Source organism: Streptomyces sp. NPDC030820 (genome assembly GCF_055572075.1).
The window spans coordinates 549,618-569,587 of the sequence record NZ_JBVIEB010000003.1; the positions used below are offsets into that span (position 1 = coordinate 549,618).

A 19,970-nucleotide genomic window follows, 5' to 3' on the forward strand; every position below is an offset into this window, starting at 1 on the left:
GTCGTTCGAGCTTCTGGCCCTCGGTCGAAACTCTCAGATATGCCACGGAAAGGGAAGCTAAGGCGAGGATCGTCATCGTGTGGTTGGTGATAAACGTGAGATCGCGGGGGCGACAGTCGCTTAGCCGCTGGCTGTCGGAGGTCTCCGTTAGGGTTTGGAAAAACAAGACAGGGCGGCGGACGGAAACACGGCATGGGATACAAGAGCGAAGCTGAGATCATGCAGGCGCTTGGGATCGAGTCCTGGAGGAACCTCTCCAAAGACAAGATGATCAGGTTCGCGGCCATGATGCCTGACATGGACACTGAGGTGGCTCTTAAGATCGTTGAACAGTTCCCCGTATTCAAGGATTTCGCCGAGAATGCTGTGGACGCGATGAAGAAAGCGCATGAGTCCACGCTCTCGGCCAACAAGCAAAGCCAGGAGCATGTCCATCGAGCCTTCCAGGACATCAGGGAAACCCTTAAGCGTGAACTCAGCAAGGACGACCTGGGTTGGGAACAGAAAAAGTTCATCATCGAGCTAATCCAGGAAACTGGAAGGCTGGAGTTCCAGAAGGACAGCGAAAACAAGAAGTTCTTGGACGGGATGCTCAAGAAGGTGCTGGTTGGCGCTGGTGCTGCACTCGCCCTAGGCGTTGCTTTTGTCGGCGGCAGGGTAATGGCCGAAAGCAAGGACAACCCCGAAGATTCCCCGGAGGCTTGACGCTGCGCCGGGTCCCACTGGCCCGGAGACTGCGAGTTCTCCTCCTTCCTGATCCTCGGCGGAGTGTGTTTCTACTGTTCAGGTGTGGCGGGGCGGTAAGCCGGTCCCAGGCGAGGACGAAGGTGTCGGTCCAGGACCAGGGGGTCGAGCCGGAGGTGCCGGCGCCCGGCGTGACGGGCGAGGCGGGCGGGCTGGTGGTGGATCCGCAGCCGCACGGTCTGCGGCTCTGCCTCGGTAAGGTCCCTCCGGCCGTGGAGGGTCAGGAGCCTCAGCCGGGCGTCCAGGTTAGCGGCCGCATTGGCTGCGGCCGTCCAACTCCGTTCGGCCGCCCAGGACTTGAATGGAAGATCGCGCATGCGCATGGCTTTGTGGGTGCGGACGCGGTCCCCGACGACCGCGTTATCGCCAGCTGCACGAAGACCACGCCTGGTTCCGCCAACTACTTCCACCGAGGTAAAGCCTGACGCTCCCTCGGGACGCGGACTGCTGCTCGTCGAGGCGTAGGTGTGGGCGGAGATCTTCACCCGCGGACGTGCTTTGCCGGAGGCCGGCCACCCGGCATACACGACGTGACATGTCAGCCCCTGGATCCGCTCACCTGGCGTCCCAGAGCCCCTCCGTCGGCCGAGTTGGGTAGTCCGTGCCCGCCCAGAGCGGGTGCGGTGCCGAAATCCCGTCGAGTTCGGCACCGTGCAGGCCCTACCCTGCCGACATGGCTCACGCGAAGACCTCCTACGTCTGCCTGCCCTGCCGGGCCTCGTACAAGCAGCCGTACGACTCGTACGACACCGCCAGGCAGCGGATCTGCCCCCGCTGCTCGCAGCCGCTGATCCACGTGGGCTCCGCCTTCGCCGCACCCCGCCGCAGGGACACCGCGGCCTGGCGGACACTGTCCGTCCTGCTCCATGCGGGCGTCCGTTTCCACAAGAGCTGCTGCGGAGGGCCCGGCTACCGTCCTCGCACCTTGCGGGAGGTCCGCGAGCGGATGACGTACGCCCGCCGCAGCGGCGAGCCCTTTGCCAGGGCACTCGTACGCCCCGAGGTTCCGTGACACCGACGCGGACGTCGGCCCGACACCGGCTCACAGAACGCAAACCATGCCCCGGACCGGACGTACGTTGTCGAATCGAACCCGCTAGTTCTCCAGACGCACCGGCATCAGAATCGAGAAGGTCCGCTCGTCGTCCGGCCGGCGGATCGCGATCGGCGCCGTAGGGGCGCCGAACTCCAGGATCAGCTCGCCCCGGACCCCCGCGGCGAGCGCGTCCAGCAGGAAGTCCCGGTTGACGCCGACGTAGTCCTGCTCGTCCTCACCGTCCTCGCAGAGGGTCACCGTGCCGTCGTCCGCCACCCTGAGCACGCTGACGTCATAGGACTCACCGTCCTGCTCGCGCACCTCGCTCGCGCGGACCGGACCGGTCTCCAGTGCCTCCCGGAAAGCCGTCACGTCGACGAGGGTCCGGCGGCCGGCCGGCAGCTGGACCAGGCGACGGTAGTCAGGGAAGTCGTGGTCGAGGCACTGGCCGGCTGCCTGGCGGTCGTCGGACTCCAGCGAGACCCGGTCACCGTCCACAGTGAGCCGCACCGGTTCCTCGCCCTGCAACAGCGCCCGCATCGCATCGGCGAGAGGCAGTGGCACGATGGCCTGCACGCGCGGCCCGTCGTGCCCAGTGGCAGCGGCCTGCGCGACAGCCATCCGGTAGCGGTCCGTGGCCACCAGGTTGAGTTCCTCGCCCTCCATGTCGAACAGGATCCCGCCGAGCATCGGCAGATCAGGGTCCGTACTGGCCGCGAAACGGACCGCGTCCAGCGCAGCGGCCAGCTCCGGCGCCGGGACGGACAGCTGGACGGTGGCGGTGCTGAGCGAAGTCATGGGGTTCTCCCTGTGATCGAGTAGTGCTCGGAGCGTGGAGAACTCGCTGCGGGCGTCGGCCAGGCCCAGTTCGAGGCGGCGCAGGTGCGCCTGGAGGAGCCCGCGCACCAGGTCCGTGTCCGCGCTCGACCAGCCGGCCAGTACCAGCCGGATGTCCGCGAGGGGCATGCCGGCCCGGCGCAGACGGGCCAGCAACTTGGCTTCTTCGAGCTGCTCGGGCTCGTACCAGCGGTAGGCACTGACCGGGTCCACCCAAGCGGGGACCAGCACACCGGCACGGTCGTAGAACCGAAGCGCGCTCACGCTCAGTCCGCTGTCCCGGGCCATCTCCCCGATGCTGCGCATCTCGCTCTCCACACCCGGAACTCTGAGCCCTCGACAAGGTCGAGGGTCAACCTCAGCACCCGGAGTCATCACTCAGGCGGGGCAGTCGGACAGCGTGGTGGCCGTACCCCAACGGATCATCAAGTAGTGGGAGCCACCGATCTCCGCCACGGCGTACCGGGTGTACGGCCACGCGCTGCCCGCGCTCTCCCGTTCGCTCACGAGAGCCCGGCATGCCTTGCCGGCGGCCATGTCCGCCCAGGCCTCGACCTGCTGCTGGTTCCACTGCACGTAGTCCGACCAGACGTACATCGCCGAATTCGCCGGGTCGAAGCCCACTTTGATCTGCTCGTTGCCGAGTACCCGATCGGTGCCGAGACTCTGGCGCATCTCGTTGGTCCCCGCGATGATCTTTCTCGCGGCGCCGTCCGCGACCCGGATCTCGGCGCTGTCGGTGCTGGGAATCATGGCCTGCCCGAGTCCGTTCTCGTCCGGCTGCCAGTCCTGCGTGGTGCCGTCCGAGACCTGTCCGGTGCCGTCGTCGGCTGCTGTCTGGCACTTGGAGTTCGTGATGAAGTCGTCCTGCCACGTCACCTGGGGGGCACGGCCCTTCTCCTCCCTCACCATGACGTACTTGCGGTACGGCAGATCCGGGTGCAGACGGAGTACGACATCCCTCACCGTCAGACACATGTTCCTGGCGATCTCCGTCTCCGCGTACATCGTGCCCTGCTCGTCGGAGGTCAGCCTGTACGCCAGGTAGACCTCCCGGCGCGACTCGTGGAACCGCACGTTTTCCGGAGAGAATTCGGCGCCGCCGCTCAGCTCCTGGGCCACCACGCCCTCGTCGTGCAGGATCGCGCGTGCCACGTCGTGCTCACCCGCGCCCTGTGCCGCTCGCGCCTGGTCCCAGCTCTCCGCGGTCGCCGAACCGCCGTTCGCCGTCTGTTGCTTCGCCGTCGTGTCGCTCTTCGCACTGCTCGCGGCGGGCCGCCGGGAACCGGCCGAGGAGGACGGTGAAGCAGAGGCCGCGGACGAGGATGCGTGCGTGCCGTTCCCGGCATGCCCGGGCAGCAGCGCCGCCGCACCCCCAGCCAGGCCGCCGACGACGCCCGCCGCGAGGACGACGGCGCCGACCAGTCGCTTCTTCGAACGACTCCGCCCCGAAGACAGGTGCCACACGGGATCCTCCCCGGCCGGTACGTCCCAGACGGCTGCGACCATGTCCACGGCCGTAGCCGGCATCGCGTCGCGGCTCACCACCTGAGTGACCTGGGAGGCCAGCAGGACCGTGCACTCCTGGGCGGCTTCGGTGGCTGACGGGCGGTCACCCGGTTCCTTGGCCAGTGCCTTCTCCACGACGGTGCGCAGCGGTGCGGGAACGCCGTCCAGATCCCACTCGCCCGACATCACGCGGAACGCCACCACATCGGGTGCGCCGGTTCCGAACGGCAGCCGCCCGGTGGCGGCGTAGGCCACGAGCGCTCCCCACGCGAAAATGTCGCCCGCCGGACCCGCGGTGCCCTCACGGTACTGTTCGGGGCTGATCCAGCCAGGGGTGCCGGTCATCACCCCGGTGCGGGTGACGCTGGTGCCGTCGGCGGCATGGGCGATGCCGAAGTCCAGCACCCGGGGGCCGGCGGGCGTGAGGAGGACGTTCTGCGGTTTCACGTCACGGTGTACCACCCCCGCGGCGTGAATGGCGGCCAGTGCCTGTGCCGTGGCGGCCGCGAAGGCGTACAGGCTTCCCTCGGCGAGCGGTCCGTGAGTGGTCAGGTGCTGGTTCAGCGTCGGCCCCGGAACGTAGGCGGTGGCCAACCATGGGGTCTCCGCGTCCGGCTCGGCGGCGAGCAGCGGGACGAGGTGCGGCCCGGTCACACGGGACGACAGCTCGACCTCGCGCTTGAAACGCGCGCGGAACTCCGGATCCTGCGCCTGCTCGGGGTGAATCACCTTTACCGCCACGCGCGTTCCGTCGGAGGCGACTCCGGCATGGACCGTGCCCATGCCTCCGGCGCCGAGGCGGCCGACGATCCGGTAGGGGCCTATGCGGGAGGGGTCGCCCGGACGAGCCGGCTGGACTCTTCCGGCGGGGCCGTTTTCGCTCACGAACACTTCCTCTAACTGGGGCCTGGCCTGAGCAGGCCAGGGTGTGACAGATGGGCCGACGGCGGCAGCCCTGGGCGGTCGGGGAGCAGACGGGGGGCGTACAGATCGGCCCAGGTGAGTCACCGGTGGCTCACGATCCGGACGGGCGGGTGATCCTCGGCAAGCAACCGTCCGCTTCCGGCGGCACATTGACGTACTCGGAGACGAGCATGACCCCGCGTGGACCCCGCGCGGACCTCGCCGGAAACGAGCAGGCCCGGTGCAGGTCGAAAAGCGGTACGGCGGGTACGTGCGGCTCAGGGCGTCGACGCCGAACGTGTCAGCGGTCGGCGTAATGCTCCGCCAAAGCCTTCAATTCGTCGACCCACAACCGCACGTCGTCGCCGGGACGTCGGTACGGGGCACGGCGGGCCAACTTGAAGAAGCCTCCGGACGGCATGCCCGTATCCTTCAGCACGACCAGTGCCGACAGCAGGGGCAGTGATCCGTCCGGGCTTCCTTGGGCGGACGCGTCCTCCAACAGGTGAGGCAGCGGGCCTTCATGGGGCGGCACCTGATGGCCTAGCCGCCTGAGTTCGCTGCTCAGTTGGCCGTACTGCAGAGGTTCGGCCCCTTGGCGCGCCCGATCCTGCAGAATCCCGACGAGGGCGTCCAACGCCTGTTCGTACTCGACACTGCCCTTCCGCATGCGCGGGTCCCCTCCCCGACCGTCCGCCTTGTGCAAGGTGAGCCTATGCCTCCTGCGCGGCGATGGACAGCTTGAGCGCCGATCTGAGTCGAGAATACTTGTGAACTCAGTACATGAGCCACATGCTTTCGACTCTGCGTCAGCTGGCTTCCTGGCCGGCCAATCTCCTCGGCGTCTTCGCGGTATGCCTCGTGTACGATGATCACGAGGGCCTGCTCGTGAGCACTCTCTCCTCTCAAGGGACGGCCCCCGGAGCCTCACCAGCTCCAACACAGGGGGCCGTCGCCGTTTGTTCGACGAGGTTTGTTCGACGAGCGCAGTCGGGACGCCGGCCGGCGGGTCACCAGCCGGGGTAGCGGTTCCACCAGTGCGGGTCCCACCCCTTGATGTACTCGCTGCCGCTGGGGTAGTCGGTGAGCTGCGCGACGAGGTCGCGGGCCAGGGTGTCGAGGACCCAGGCCAGTTCATGGCGGCTGATCAGATCGACGGGCAGCGCCTCCACACCGTGCGCCGCTCCGAGCAGCGCGCCGGCCACGCAGGCCACCGAGTCACCGTCCGGCGCCCCGGCGGCGAAACGCAGTGCGGCGCCGACCTGCGCTCGGTCGGGGAAGGAGGCGGCGACGTACAGGCCGCCGAGCAGTGCCGAGGGCGCGGTGGCGTCCGGCGCGAGCCGTGCGAGCCGTCCCGCGTCCGCGGGCTGGTCCTCGGCCTGCCGTAGGGGCGTGATGAGTCGGTCGTGCTCGTCGGCGGTCAGGTCGCGGTCGGCATGGGAAAGGGCATGGATGCCGTCCATCAGCGCTTGCCGCACCCGAGGCTCCCTGCCGGACAAGGAAGCCTGCGTCTCGGGTCTGCTGGTCAGGCAGTGGTCGACGAGCACGGCCGCATGGGCCGCCGTGGACTGCGCGGCCGGATCGCCGTGGGTGATGGCGGCGGTCTCACGGGCCCACTGCGCTGACGCCTTCGAGCCGTATGCGGCGCCTACCACAGCGGCAGGAAGAGTACGGGTGAGCGCGTGGCAGCCGCGGCTGGTCGTCGTCGGCCTCTCCACGGTGCCCTGCTCGATCTTGGACAGGGCGGCCACGGTTGCCGGTGCTGAACCTCGCCGCGCGGCCAGCACGGGCACCTGGGCGAGCCAGCCGTCCGGCCACATCTTGTCGGCGCGGCCCCCGGCCCAGCGGCGCCGCATCCGCTCGACCTCGATCCCCTGTAGGGCGGCCCACCGGCAGTAGGCGTGCCACACCACCCCCGAGGACGGCCCGATCCCTTTGTGGTCGCTGCGCACGAGAGCGCGGATGGTTCCCTCGGCGGTGAAGCAGGCCAGCTGGGTGCTGACCCCGGCTCGCAATGGACCGTCGGCCGGCAACTTGCCCCGGGCGGCGCCGAGGGTGTCCCCCAGGGCTAGGCCGAGCAGCAGTCCGCGTACCCGGGACACCGCGCTCTTCTCCTTCAGGAATTCCGCCTGCGGGTTGGGTATGTGCTGGCTGGCCATAGGGCTCCATGCGGTCGGCGGTGTGCGGTAGGCCGGACGGCTGAGGGCACGGTGTGCGCCGAATTTGCCCACACCGTACCGTCGGATTCCGGAGAAGCCGGGGTTCGGTCCCTCAGTCGTCGTCCGGCGGCAGCCAGCCGATGTGCCGCAGCACGGGCACGATCCGGAAGCAGACGAACGCGGCCACCGGTGTCTCGTGATCGGCGGCGGGAAAGAACAAGGCGTGCTGGAAGGGCTTCTCGTCCTGCGGGTCGTCCAGGTCCACCGGAGGCAGATCCGGTCGGTCGAAAGCAGCCTCCAACCTGACACCTTCTCGAGCGGTCAGCTCTCTGAGATGGTGCCACCCCACTTCGTCCGCGAGGTGAGCAGTCGTGAGGGACTTCTTGATCCGTGGCCTGTCCTGCGTGTCGACGTACGTGGGGAACACCATGATGCGCAGTTCCCCACGTGTCACAGTGGTGGAGACCCCCGAACGCAGCCTGTTGTGCAGGTTGGAGAGGGCTGCGGGCATCTCCGGGACGACCGTGGGCTTGTAGAGCACCACATCCCGCTCGCCGTTCGCCCAATGATTGTCATGCACTGTCAGCGTGGATTGCCCGGGGAGCCGTAGCTCCCACTCGATGGCGTTCGCCCGCGACATCACGCCGGAACAGGTCGTGCCTGTCTTCTCTCTGCGCGTTCCGTCGTTGCGGACCAGCGTGAGGTCGTTCAAAAGCCGCACGAGTGATGTCCCCCTTTCGACACTCCCGACCGCATTCAGTCCCTCTGCGCCAGATCCAGCGCCGCCACCCCCACGAACCAGTCCAGCACCTCGCAGATCTCTTCACCGTGCTCCGCGAAGACACTCACCGGGAAGGACGGACGCAGCTCCAGCTTCGCCTCGGGCAGTTCGATGCCGCCGATCTTGTTCAGGCGGTTCAGCAACTCCCGGCGCTGTTCGGTGTCGTCGAAGGGGGTGCGGGACTTCAGGTACTGGAAGACCACCTCGACCGTGCCACTCACGGGATAGACAACGATCGGCCAGAGCAGGTGGGGGCTATGGCTCGTGCCGACGTCCAGCATCGGGAAGCAACTGGTTTCCTCATGACGGCCGTAGTTGACGTAACCGCCCTGCCGGCGCCAGAAGTCGAGGACCGTCATGACACCAGGGTGCGCGTCCGGCCAGTTCTCCCGCAGCTGCGCGCGGAAGCGCTCGGCCGCCGCCGCGTCCTCGCCCTCGGGGAGCGGATCGTGCGCCGGTGGCTGTGCCACGTCCTTCCCCAGCAGCGTCGCCAACTCCGCCGCGGTCAGGCGTTGCGAACGGTGCGCCCGGCCCCAGGTGTCGAAGCGCACACCCTCGCTCGTCAGCAGTTCCTGCGGCGGCTGCCGGTCGTCGCCGTCCGCCCAGCGGAAGGAAGGGGAGATCTTGCCTTCCGAGGTGAGCACTCGGTAGGCGCCGATCACCGTCGAGTTGCCGCCCAGGTACGCTCCGACGGCCACCGGGTGGCTGCCGATCAGCTCGGCGACATCGCCGTACGTGGTCCACGTGCCGCTCGGCATCGCCACCAGCGCGGCCCGCAGCTCGGCCCAGCCCGGGGACTCCTCACCGGCCGGCTTGACCCCGCCGATCGGGCCGGGCCACAGGTCCACCGCGCGCTCGGACAGGCGGTCGGCACGCGCCAGAATCTCCGCCTTGCCCCAGCGCTGCGCCGAGGCGATCTCGAGGTTCATGCGCAGGGCGCTGGATTCGAGGATCTGCTGCTTGCGCTCGAAGGGGTGGTTGGACAGCTTGGCGTTGTCACCGGTCAGCGTGAGGTTGCCGAGCGTGTGCACCAGCAGGTCGTGCAGTTCCTGCGGAGTCTGGTGCGGCTCCGTCTCCTCGGCGAGCAGGTCGAACCACGCCGGAGCGGGTCGCTGCGGCAGTACGTGCTCCACGCTGAGGGACGCCTTGGCGAAGTCCACCGGCTCGGAGGGACGGTAACTCTCCTCCAGGCGGCGCAGGATGTAGCTGCGCTGCGGAGGACGGCCGCTCCAGTAGAACGGCTTGGTGCGGATCGCCTCGCGCAGCTCCTCGTCGCTCGGCCAGCGACGGCGACGGCCGGAGAGGAACCGCTGTACCGCCTCGGCGGCGGGCCGGTCGGTCTCCAGCTCCTTCGGCGCCTCCATGAAGATCCGGTTGAGGCCGGTCGTAGGCGTCTGGCAGATCAGGCGCCGTACCAGGTAGGACTCAACGTAACCGAGCGCCTGCGCCGCGTCGTCCGGAGTCGTCCGGCCGGCCGCGAGCAGATCCAGCAGGTGCAGTGCGAGCGGGTAGTGCGTCTGGCCACCCCAGGAGGCCAGCCGCTCCAGGACCGCGCGGAGGGCGGGGGACTGCTCACGGGCGGGATCGACGATGCGCAGGAACCTCCCGGCCCGCTCGGCCAGTTGCTCGATCTCGTGCTGCAGTGCGTCCTCGTCACCGGCCAGCGGCTGGAGCCGTTTCTGCTGTTCGCGGTAGATCTCACTCTGCTTGGTCTTGTAGTGGCCGCGCACCACCAAGTCGAGCCAGACCAGCAGTTCGAGGTTCTTCGGGCCGAGGCTCTGCTGCATGGGCAGCCACAGTTCCTGGTAGATCCGCTCGCCCCGCTTGGGCAGCAGCATGAACACGTAGTTGCGCAACAGGTCGCTCTGACTGAGCCCGACACCCGTGTTGTTGATCGACTCGAAGATCCGGTAGACGTTGTCCCCGGACTCGGCAGTGATCTCCACGATGGAGAGCAGGTCCTTCAGGACCGTCTCGACCGTGGCGGTCCACCGCTCGTCGCCGGCCTCGTGACCCTCGGCCAGCGCACCGCGGAAGAACCGGTAGGCAGCCCCGATGTTGTCGCCTCCGCCGGCGTCGGCCCGGGATCGGATACAGGCGGTGTACGCCTCACGGTCCGCCTGCGTGGGCAGCAACCGGTAATGATCCGCACCCTCGTGGAACTCGTTGACCAGTATCTGGCGGTGCACCCGGTCCACACCCCGCGCGTCACCAGTCTCCTTCAGATGGTCACGCAACGCCGTGAAGGCCAGCATCAGCGTGGTCAGCCGCTGCTGACCGTCCACCACCAGCCATCTCTGCACCCCGCCCGCCTGGATCTGGCCCGGTGCGAGCACCACCGAGCCGAGGAAGTGCGGCGCCGCCGACTCGCCGGCCAGGTGCTGTTCGACAAGTTCCCCGACGTCCTCCCACAGCCGCTGGAGCTGATCCCTGCCCCAGCTGTACGTGCGCTGGTAGAGCGGGACCTGAAACTGCTTGTCACCTTGGACGAGCTTGAGGAAGGTGATCTCCTGGGCGCGCATGCGCCTCCTTTCCCGCGTGTCCCCCTGCCGAGTGCCACAGGCCCGGCCCATCCATGTCCCGGTGTTTCTCGCGCCAGGGGCGGCTGTGCGTTGAATCTATGCCTCTTCAGGCGCTGTTGTCCGCCGATGTCAGAGCCGAGCGGCTGGAGATGCGCGGCATCGTCTCGTTGGGGGAGCGGCGCAGCAGCTTGATGCTGCGGCCTTCGACCCAGGCGTTCCACGCCTTGAGGTAGTAGAGCAGGTGCTCGCGAGAGTCGTCGCGACGCCGGTGTGCGTTGCCCAGGGCCAGGTTGAGCATGGTGTTGCGCAGAGTGAGACGCGGGTCGCCCGGCTCGAGACGCGCGCCCGTGACGACCCCCTCCTCCCAGGCGGACTGGTCGATGTCGGGTCGGGCCTCGGTGGTGACGTACCAGCCGATCGTGGCCGCCGTGACGGTGATACGGCACCCCCGGTTCAACGCGATGCCGTGGTGCAGGGCGTCGCGGATGCCGGGGTGCTTTCCGAGCAGATCCAGGAGCTGGTCGTTGCTCGTCACCGACGATCCTCCGCTCCACGAGGAGTTGGGCGCGTTCCGGTACAGGTGCAGCCCGCGCAGGGCGGCCGCCAGGTGGGTCGCATTGGCCTCGCCGGCGAGGGCGAGCGCGTCGCGGCCGGTGCGCTTGCGGCCCGTGTCCATCACGGTGAAGGCGGTGCGCGGAACGCCGTGCGCGACGGTCAGCGGCACGGTGACACCCGCCTTGACGATGGCCGCGAGGCGGTGCTGTCCGTCGATCAGGATGTCGTCCTCGTCGAAGGCGATGCCCTGGTGGGTCAACTGCCATTCCCCGCGCTGTATCTGCCCCGCCAGCTGCTGCACCGTGGTCTTGCTGAGAGGTCGGTTGTTGGTGTTGCGCGTGAGCCAGTGCGCCGCCAACTCGGGCGAGACGTCGACCACTTCCATGTGCATGGCGTGCTTACCTTCCTCTGGGAGTGGCATCACGCATACCGCACGGGTGACGCCGAGAACATCTTGCCGGTTTTCTGTGAACTCAGTCAATGTATTCCATTGGGCGAGCGATGGTGGCTATGGTGTCGTCGCAGGCGGGTTGACGTCGCTGATTGATCACGCATCAGTGGTGATGTGGGCCGGTAAGGCGTTCATGGCGGGGCCGGATGTCCTGCCCTGCTGATACGCTCGCCGCGTGTGCTCAGTTCACACCCAAGTTCGCGCGCCGGGGGGCGCCTTGTGGCCGGGCTTTGGGGCGGCCGGGCGGAATGTCCACCGGACGGGCCACCGGATGGCCCTCAGCAGCAGTGGGGTGGGGCGTGTGACCCAGGATGAGAGCGGGCGCAGTGACGGTCTGCAGCCGGTCGGTTCCGTCTACCAGTACGGTGATGGCCTGTACGTACGGGTGGATGATGTAGTTCCTTACGAACTGGCCGGTCCTGACGACGGTCACGGGTACCGGCCGGGCGACGACCTGGTGCGCTGCACCCTGCACCTGAGCAACGGCACCGGGCGGCCCTTCGACATCGACGGCGTCACCTTGCTGGTGCGCGGCGGTCCGTTCGGCAAGACGGGCCGTCAGGTGCAGGACTACCGCAGTGACGTGCTCGACGACGCGCTGGCGGGCACGCTGCGCAACGGGCGCAGGGTCTCCGCGACGTGGGCCTACAGCATTCCGGCCGGCACCGCCGGCGAGCTGGACATAGAGGTCCGATTTCCGCGCGCGCACGACCGGGAGAGCGTCACCTTCACCACGGCCGCGGCCCCCGTACCGGCCTCCCTCGGCACCGGCCTTGCCGATGCGCGCACCGCGCCGGTGCTGTCCGACCAGGCCGTCTTGTTCGGTGAGCATCAGCAGGCCTTGCTCACCGACGGAGTTTCGGGCAAGGCGCCTGTGGGCGACCTCGGCGATTCCGCCGACGGAGCCGGGCAGCCGCGCGCCGGGCGGGTCGCGCTCGACGCCGTCCCGGCCCAGCCGGCCGGACCCGGGCGCCGGGTCACGCAGTCACAAGCACCGCAGCTGTCCGCCGACGAGCTCGACGCCGCACGCGTCCGGCAGATCTTCCGGTTCCTCGCCGAGGCGGAGGAGTCGAAGACCCGCCCCGTGCGCACGCTCGACGGTGCGGCCGGCACCGTGTGGTTCGACGAACTGCCCGACGACGACGGCGTCGAGGTGATGATCGACGGCGTCCTCGCCACCGACGAGCCGGCCTGGCTGACCGTCGCGCGCCCCGAACGCGAGGACGCACCGCATCCCAAGCCCCTGCTCGCGCCCTGGGTCGACGAGACCCGCATCCGGGACTTCAAGCAGACCCGCGCCCCGCATCTGCGCCGGCGCATCGAACCCGAGTTCCCCGACTGGTCGCGGGGCATACCGCTCGACAAGACCTACCACGAGCTGGACGAGCACCCCCAGCGGGAGAAGATCGAGAAGCTGTACGCCGCCTGGGAGCAGGAATGGCTCGCCTGGGCGGAGCGACGCGGCGCCATCGACCCCGTCGTCAGGCTGTACGACCGGCTGCACAAGATGCACGAGGACGCCGCCAACCTCGGAGAGGCCTATGAACTCGTCCTCGGACTGGGGCGGCTGACCTGGCAGACGACGTCCGGGCAGCGGGTGGAACGGCACCTCGTCACCCACCGGGCCACCCTCCGGCTGGACCCGTCGACCGGCACGCTCACGGCCGCCCCGGACCCGACCGGAGCCGGCCTGGAACTCGAGGAGGGCATGCTCGAAGGGGCCCAGCACGTTCCTGGACCCGTGCGAGAGGAGATCGTCGAGGTGCTGGAAGGCGCCTTGGACGTCACGGACCCCGAACACCTCGACGCCGTGCACACCGCTCTGCGCAGCTGGGCCAACGCCGCACACAGTGCGGGCAGTTACACGCCGAGCGTGGAGCGGGCCAAGCCGCGCGCTCTCGACGTCCCGCATGTGGGACTCACCCCCGCACTCGTCCTGCGCGAGCGCAGCCGCCGCTCGACCATGGACGCGCTCAAGGCCATCGCCCGGCAGATCGACGCGGGTTCCCCGCCCACCGATCTGCTCAGTTACATCGCGGGCCGGGACGGTGCGCTGACGGCGGCGGACCTCGCGGCGGCGGAGGACGACAGCACGGCGAACGACACCGGCGAGATGTACTTCGCGCTGCCGGCCAACGAGGAACAGCGCACGATCGCCGAACGCCTGCGCGCCAACCGGCTGGTCGTCGTCCAGGGCCCACCCGGCACCGGCAAGACGCACACCATCGCCAACCTGGTCACTGACCTGCTCGCCCAGGGCAAGCGGGTCCTCATCACCAGCCACACCCCGCGCGCGCTGCGCGTGCTGCGCGACAAACTGCCGGAATCCATCCGTGACCTGTGCGTGAGCCGCACCGAGGACGGCGCGGCCGCCCAGCGCGAGCTGGAGGCGTCCGTGCAGCGGATCCTCAGCGAGTACGCCGGATACGACGCGAAGGAATCCCGGAAGCAGATCAAAGCGCTCCAGTCACGCCTCGCCAAAGCCCGCGCCGCCCAGCAGGCCATGTTGCGCGACCTCGCCGTGCTGCGCGAACAGGAGACCCATCGCTTCGACGCGGAGATCGGCGACTACAGCGGCAGCCTCCAGGAGATCGCCGAGCGCCTCACCGCGGAGGCGGAACGGTACGACTGGCTGGGCCCGGTCCCGCAGGAGCAGCCGACGCTGACCGCCGACGAGGCACTGCGCCTGCTGCACACCACCCGCGCGTACACCCCGCACCACCAGGCCCTGGCGGCCGACGTGCCCGGCCCCTCCGAACTGCCGGCCCCCGGCGACTTCGAGGACGCGGTGCGCGTCGTACGGTCCGCCGAGCATGCGCATGCTGCCGCGCGCCAGGAACCCCTGTGCGCCGAGTACGACACGGCCGTCCGGAGCCTCAGCGAAGCCGAACAGCAGCGGCTGTCCTCGGCGCTCGACGCGTTCTCCGCCGCCCGCGCCCGTTCGGCGTCCCTCGCCGCCCCGGCCGGCGACTGGGCCGGGACGCTCCTGAAGCAGGTGACCGAGGGCCAGGACTGGCAGGCACGCAGCCGCCGGGCCGCCGTCACCGAGACACTGGCGGCCGTGGACGTCTCCCTCGCCACCCTGGGCACGGCCATGGTCAGCGGCCTGGAGCAGTACGAACCGGCCGCGGCGCTGGCCCAGGCCACCACCCTGCACGACGGGCTCGGCCAGGGCCAGAAGCTGCGCGGGCCCCTCGGCATGCGCTCCAAGCTGGCGAAAACGGTCGGCGCGTTCGCGGAAACCGTACGGGTCGACGGACGGGCCCCGGAGGACATCGCGACGGCGGCCGTCGTCCTCGCCCGCGTTCAGCTCGAACTGCGCCTGTCGCAGGTGGAGTCCGAGTGGGGCACCCCCGCCGCCGCCTGGCACGGACACGGGCCGCGCCTCGCACGGCTGCGGCAGGACGCGGAGGTGCTCGACGCACTGCTCGCCGTCGCCGCCGCTCGTACCGACGTGCTGACCGCCGCGGCCACCTCGCCGGCCCTGGCCGTCGCCACCTGGCACGACGCGTCCGTCGAGAACGCCGTACGAACCCTGCTGCGCGCGGCGACCACCCTGCGCGCGGCCGAGCAGTCCCGCAAGGTCATCGCGGACACCGAGGAACTTCTGCGGGCATGGAACGACCGGCCCGGTGTCGCACCCGCGGTCATGCACGCCCTCGACGCCGTGCGCGACCGGAACCCCGACGGTTACCGCTCGTTCAGCGACGAGATGGCCGAGGTGCGCGAGGCCGCCCGGCTGCGCGCCGAACAGGACATGGCTCTCACCCGTGTCCGCGATGCCTTTCCGGCTCTGGCCGACCGCATCGCGGGCACGCACGAGGACACCGCCTGGGACACCAGGCTGCCCTCGCTCGCCGAGGCCTGGGCCTGGTCCGCGTGGCGCGAGCGCATGGAGCGGCTGACCGACCCCGAGGCCGAACGCGCCCTGCGCAGGCGGCTGACGGAGGCTGACGACGAAGCCCGCATCATGCTCGCGCGGCTCGCTGCCGCCCGCGCCTGGCACCGCTGCCTCGGCCTGCTGACCGGCGACCAGTCCCGGGCGCTCAGCGCGTATCAGCAGGCCGCCCGGCGCATCAAGGGCAAGTACCAGCACCGCTACCGGCGCGACGCCCAGGCCGCCCTGCGCAAGGCGCAGACGGCGGTGCCGGCCTGGATCATGCCCCTGCACCAGGTCGCCGAGACGGTGCCCATGGACCGGCCCGGCATCTTCGACGTGGTCATCGTCGACGAGGCCAGCCAGTCGGGCCTGGAGGCCATGCTGCTGAGCTGGCTGGCCGACCGGATGGTCGTCGTCGGCGACAGCAAGCAGGTCAGCCCGTCCAACGTCGGCCTGAAGCAGGACGAGTACTTCCACCTCAGGGACCGTCTGCTCACCGCGCTGGAGCCGGACGTGCGCAGTCTGTTCGGTCCCGAGTCCAGCTTCTTCGACCTGACCGAAGCGCTCTCCGCGGGCCGCGGCACGCTCATGCTCAAGGAGCATTTCCGGTGCATGCCGGAGATCATCTCCTTCTCCAACGACCTCTGCTACAACCGTGATCTGCTGCCTCTGCGGCAGTACGGTGCGGACCGGCTGCCCCCGGTCCACACCGTGTACGTGGAGAACGGCGAAGCCCTGGGCGCCAACTCCCGGCTGACCAATACCGCCGAGGCCGAGGCGCTGGTCGACGCGATCGTCCGCTGCTGCGCCGATCCCGCCTACGACGGCAGGACCATGGGTGTCATCAGTCTCCGCGCCAGCAAGGGACACCTGACGGAGCTGGAGAACCTGCTCGTCGAGCGCCTCGACTACGAGCAGCGCGAGGAGCGGCGCATCCGGGTCGGCGACGCCGAGGACTTCCAGGGCGACGAGCGGCACATCATGTTCGTCTCCTGCGTCAACTCGGCGACCACCGCGGCAGGCACGGTCCCGGGCGGTTTCAACGGCAAGACCTACGAGCAGCGGATCAACGTGGCGGCCTCCCGTGCCCAGGACCAGGTGTGGGTGTTCCACAGTGCGCGGGTCGAGCAGTTCCACGAGAACGACCTGCGCAGACGGTGGCTCGACCACCTCACCCGGCCCGCGGAGGAGGAAAGCACCGCGGTCGAGGGCGAGGTGCTGCCCGACGTCCGGCACGAAGCGTTCGACAGCCTGTTCCAGCAGAAGGTGTACCTGGAACTGACGGCGCGGGGCTATCGGGTCCGCCCGGGATACAAGGTGGGCCGCCACACGATCGACCTGGTCGTCGAGGGCGGCACACGCCGGCTGGCGGTCGCCTGCGACGGTGACGCCTTCGCCGAGGGCGAGGACGCCTCCACCGGGGCTGCCCGGCAGCGGGACCTGGAACGCGTCGACTGGACGTTCGTCCGGATCCGGGGCAGCCGGTTCCACCTCGACCGTGAGCAGGCGCTGGCTCCGCTCTGGGCCGAGCTGGAACGGCTGGGTATCGAGCCGGTGCGGGAGGAGCCGGAGGAGCTCGTGGCCACCGCCGGCGAGGAGCACGCTGAGACCGAGCCGGCCGGTGAGGACCTCGCGATCGAGCAGCAGAGCGCGGTGAGCGCGGCCACCGGCACGGACGCCGGACTCGTCCGGGCGGCGCCGGATCGGCCGGAGCCCACGGCACCGGCCGATCCGCGCGAGTCGCTGCACGGTCCGGCCGAGGAGACGGCGCCTGCTTCGGCCCGGGAGATCCCCACCACCGTGTTCCACCGGCTGGTCCGCGAGGTGCAGCAGCTGCAGGCCGCCCTGGACGCACCTGACGAGACCCCTGAGGGAACTGACCCGGCGCAGCTTGTCTTCCTCAGAAGGACTCAGGGCGACCGGCGTGACCGGCGCACGAAGCGCCTCACCTTCCTGCGGACGTTCCTCGACACCGTCCGCGTCGTGCGGGAACCGGCCGTCCCGGACGTCGTGATACCTGGCGCGCTGCTCGTCTTGGAGTTCGACGGCGAGGTGGACGAGGACAACCTGTACACCGTCGCCGAACTGCCCACCGAGGAGGCGGACATCGTCTCCCCCTCCTCCCCGCTCGGGCACGCGTTGATGTGGCAGCCCGCCGGACGTGAGATTTCGTACGACGCGTCCCGGGGCAAGCCGCGCACGGTCGTCGTGCGGGAGATCCGGGCCTGAAACGAGCCACGGCACTCGCGCAGTAGGGCCCTGTCACACGGACCGCATGGTCCTCCGGTCCGTGTGACAGGGCTCTGCGCGTCTCAGCCGGCGACCGGGTCCAGCATGCGGCTCCGCTCACCGCTCCAGGAGATCGCCAGTGCGTCGCGCGCCCGCGTACAGGCCACGAAGAGCAGGCAGTGCTCGGCCAGCAGGTCCGAACGGTGCTGTACGGCGTCCTCGTCGACGGGCGTCACCTGCGGTGCGAAGGGGAGCACGCTCGACGTCACGCCCACGACGGCCACGCAGCGGAACTCCAGCCCCTTCATCGCGTGCATGGTCGCCACACGCACACCCGACACCTTCGGCCCCGGGTCGTCCTTGACCGCGACCGCCGGGACGCCCTCCCGGCGCAGGCGCGCGATGACCGCGTCGACCACCGTGTTGAACCGGGCGCACACCGCCACTTCGGACGGTTTGACCCCGTCCTGGTCCACCCAGATCCGGATCTGTTCCACCAGTGCGCGCAGTTCTTCGTCCTGGCTGGCGTGGCCCCGGGCCACCGGGGCGCGGCCGTGCAGCTCGGAACGGTAGCCCCGCAGCGAGTCCCGGCCGCCGTCCTCGTCGTCGTCCTCACCGAGCCGGCCCACCGGCTGACCGTCGAGAAGGGACGCCGACCAGCGCAGAATCTCCTCGGTGCTGCGGTAGTTGACGCGCAGCCGGGACGTTCGTCCGCGCACGTCGATGCCCAGCGAGCGCAGCGAGACCCGGGAGTCGTAGATGCGCTGGTGGGGATCGCCGACGAGGAACAGGTCGTCGGACCGCGGAGCGACGCAGGCGCGCAGCACCCGCCACTGGGCCGGGTGGAGGTCCTGCGCCTCGTCCACCACGACGTGACGATAGCGCGGCCCCTTCTCGCCCAGAATCCGGGCGGCCTGGTCGCACAGCATGGTGTACGTCGCCGAGTCGCGCGAGGCCAGATCCCCCGTGAACCGTTCCATGACCCGCCACAGCCGCGCGCGTTGCACCCGCCCCACCTGAGTGCCGCGCCCCCGGCGCACACACCGCAGGTACTCCTCAGGCGTGCGCAATCCCTGGGCCAGGACGACGTTGCGGAACTCCTGGGACAGGAAACGCTCCGACCAGGGCAGGTCCTCGCGCGCGGCGGCACGGGTCCAGGCGCTCTTCTCGGCCGCAGCCGACAGCGGTTTCGGTGAGCTGCCCCGCGCCTCGCGTATGACCCGCGCGGCCAACGAGTCCACCGTTGTGACGTCCACACGGTCGAGCAGATGGGCGTCGGCGTCACCGAGCAGCAAGGCCAGGCTGTCCCGTAGGGCGGCCGCCATGGCGTTGGTGAAGGTGGTGAGCAGGATCCGGTCACCCTCGCGCCCGGTGCGCAGCAGATGCCGTACGCGATGCAGGGCGACGACGGTCTTACCGGTGCCGGGGCCGCCCGTCATCTGGGCCGGACCGTTGAAGCCGGGGTGGTAGGCGTACCGGCGCTGAGCAGGGTGCAGGAAGACGCGCCAGCGGGTGAAGTCCTCGGTGAGGATGCGTTCGAGCTCGCCGGGACCGGTCACTTCCACGATGCGGTTGGGCGTGTTGAGGAGCGCCTCGCTGAGGGTGACGGCCGGGCGGTCCTCGGCCGTGCGAACCGTCTGCCCGCGCGGCGCGATCAACTGCTCCCAGACGTCCTGGGGCGAGTATTCGGCCGCCAGGTACTCCAGTACTTCGTACTGATCAGCGGGCATCATGGGCGGGGCCATCACCGCCAGGTCGTCGGCTGTGACGCACACGCGCGCCAGTCGCAGGACCTGCTCGTCGATACCGAGGTCGCGCAGCACGGTGTCGGAGTGCTTGGCGAAGAGCCGGGCGGGCGTCTCGACCGCTTTCGTCTCGAAATACGTCTCCATCTGTTCGAGCGCCTCGACGTTGCGCACCTCGAGGGCGCCGGTGGCGCCGTTGACCGAGTAGGCACGCTTGCAGGCCCAGTTGATCGCCTCGTCGTGCGGAGCGACCCGCAGCAGCGTGTACAGCTCGCTGCCGTCGTCCGGGGCGAGGAGCACACCCCGGTAGAACCTGGTGATCCGGATGGTACGGATCCGGGGGTCGCGCGCCCCTTCGAGCTTCTCCAGATGCATCCCCTTGCTGGCATGGAGCTGAGGCACGGTCAGGCTCCGGAACATCTGGATCGCGTCGTTGACCTCCTTCTGGACCGGTCTCTGCAAGGAGATCAGATCCGCGACGAAGTCGTCGGAAAGGGCGAGACGGGGCATGGGCGTCCTCGGGTCGCAGGCGGGCGGTGGGCGTGCAACAGCCTAAAGACCGATGGGATACCGAGCGACGGCACTCCCCATAATCGTTGTGTGAACTCAGTCAACGATC

General features: G+C 69.3%; 11 protein-coding genes. 3 read left to right on the forward strand and 8 right to left on the reverse strand.

Annotation, left to right across the window (positions count from 1 at the left end; genetic code table 11):
- Positions 1–192: 192 nt before the first annotated feature.
- Positions 193–705 carry a hypothetical protein gene (locus tag ACZ418_RS10835; protein WP_468360183.1) on the forward strand — a complete coding sequence of 171 codons (513 nt, stop codon included), beginning with the start codon at positions 193–195 and terminating at the stop codon, positions 703–705.
- Between the two features lie 712 nt (positions 706–1,417).
- On the forward strand, positions 1,418–1,756 hold the full coding sequence (locus ACZ418_RS10840; protein WP_468360186.1) for a deoxyxylulose-5-phosphate synthase: 339 nt from the start codon (positions 1,418–1,420) through the stop codon (positions 1,754–1,756).
- 84 nt (positions 1,757–1,840) lie between these two features.
- Here the strand turns inward: ACZ418_RS10840 and ACZ418_RS10845 are convergent, their stop codons facing one another.
- The 7 genes from ACZ418_RS10845 to ACZ418_RS10875 form a co-directional block, all read right to left on the reverse strand.
- Positions 1,841–2,923, reverse strand: a complete 1,083-nt coding sequence (locus tag ACZ418_RS10845; protein WP_468360189.1) for a DNA polymerase III subunit beta family protein — start codon at positions 2,921–2,923, stop codon at positions 1,841–1,843.
- Positions 2,924–2,995: 72 nt separating this feature from the next.
- A complete protein-coding gene (locus ACZ418_RS10850) occupies positions 2,996–5,011 on the reverse strand; it encodes a serine/threonine-protein kinase (protein ID WP_468360191.1) in 2,016 nt (671 codons plus the stop codon).
- 319 nt (positions 5,012–5,330) lie between these two features.
- Positions 5,331–5,699 carry a hypothetical protein gene (locus ACZ418_RS10855; RefSeq protein ID WP_468360194.1) on the reverse strand — a complete coding sequence of 123 codons (369 nt, stop codon included), beginning with the start codon at positions 5,697–5,699 and terminating at the stop codon, positions 5,331–5,333.
- A 340-nt stretch (positions 5,700–6,039) separates the two neighbouring features.
- The gene (locus ACZ418_RS10860; protein ID WP_468360197.1) at positions 6,040–7,188 is read right to left on the reverse strand and encodes an ADP-ribosylglycohydrolase family protein; all 1,149 of its coding nucleotides are present in this window, start codon (positions 7,186–7,188) and stop codon (positions 6,040–6,042) included.
- A gap of 112 nt (positions 7,189–7,300) precedes the next feature.
- Positions 7,301–7,768 (reverse strand): hypothetical protein, encoded by a 468-nt coding sequence (locus tag ACZ418_RS10865; RefSeq protein WP_468360200.1) that lies wholly within the window; start codon positions 7,766–7,768, stop codon positions 7,301–7,303.
- Positions 7,769–7,944: 176 nt separating this feature from the next.
- Entirely contained in the window at positions 7,945–10,491 is a 2,547-nt protein-coding gene (locus tag ACZ418_RS10870; protein WP_468360203.1) for a GmrSD restriction endonuclease domain-containing protein, read from the reverse strand.
- Positions 10,492–10,597: 106 nt separating this feature from the next.
- Positions 10,598–11,437, reverse strand: a complete 840-nt coding sequence (locus tag ACZ418_RS10875) for a hypothetical protein (protein ID WP_468360206.1) — start codon at positions 11,435–11,437, stop codon at positions 10,598–10,600.
- Between the two features lie 361 nt (positions 11,438–11,798).
- On the opposite strand from ACZ418_RS10875, the gene ACZ418_RS10880 reads away from it, so the two are divergent.
- On the forward strand, positions 11,799–17,606 hold the full coding sequence (locus ACZ418_RS10880; RefSeq protein ID WP_468360209.1) for an AAA domain-containing protein: 5,808 nt from the start codon (positions 11,799–11,801) through the stop codon (positions 17,604–17,606).
- Positions 17,607–17,689: 83 nt separating this feature from the next.
- On the opposite strand, the gene ACZ418_RS10885 is transcribed toward ACZ418_RS10880, so the two are convergent.
- Complete coding sequence (locus ACZ418_RS10885) at positions 17,690–19,861, reverse strand: UvrD-helicase domain-containing protein (protein WP_468360212.1); 2,172 nt, start codon at positions 19,859–19,861, stop codon at positions 17,690–17,692.
- Between the last annotated feature and the right edge of the window lie 109 nt (positions 19,862–19,970).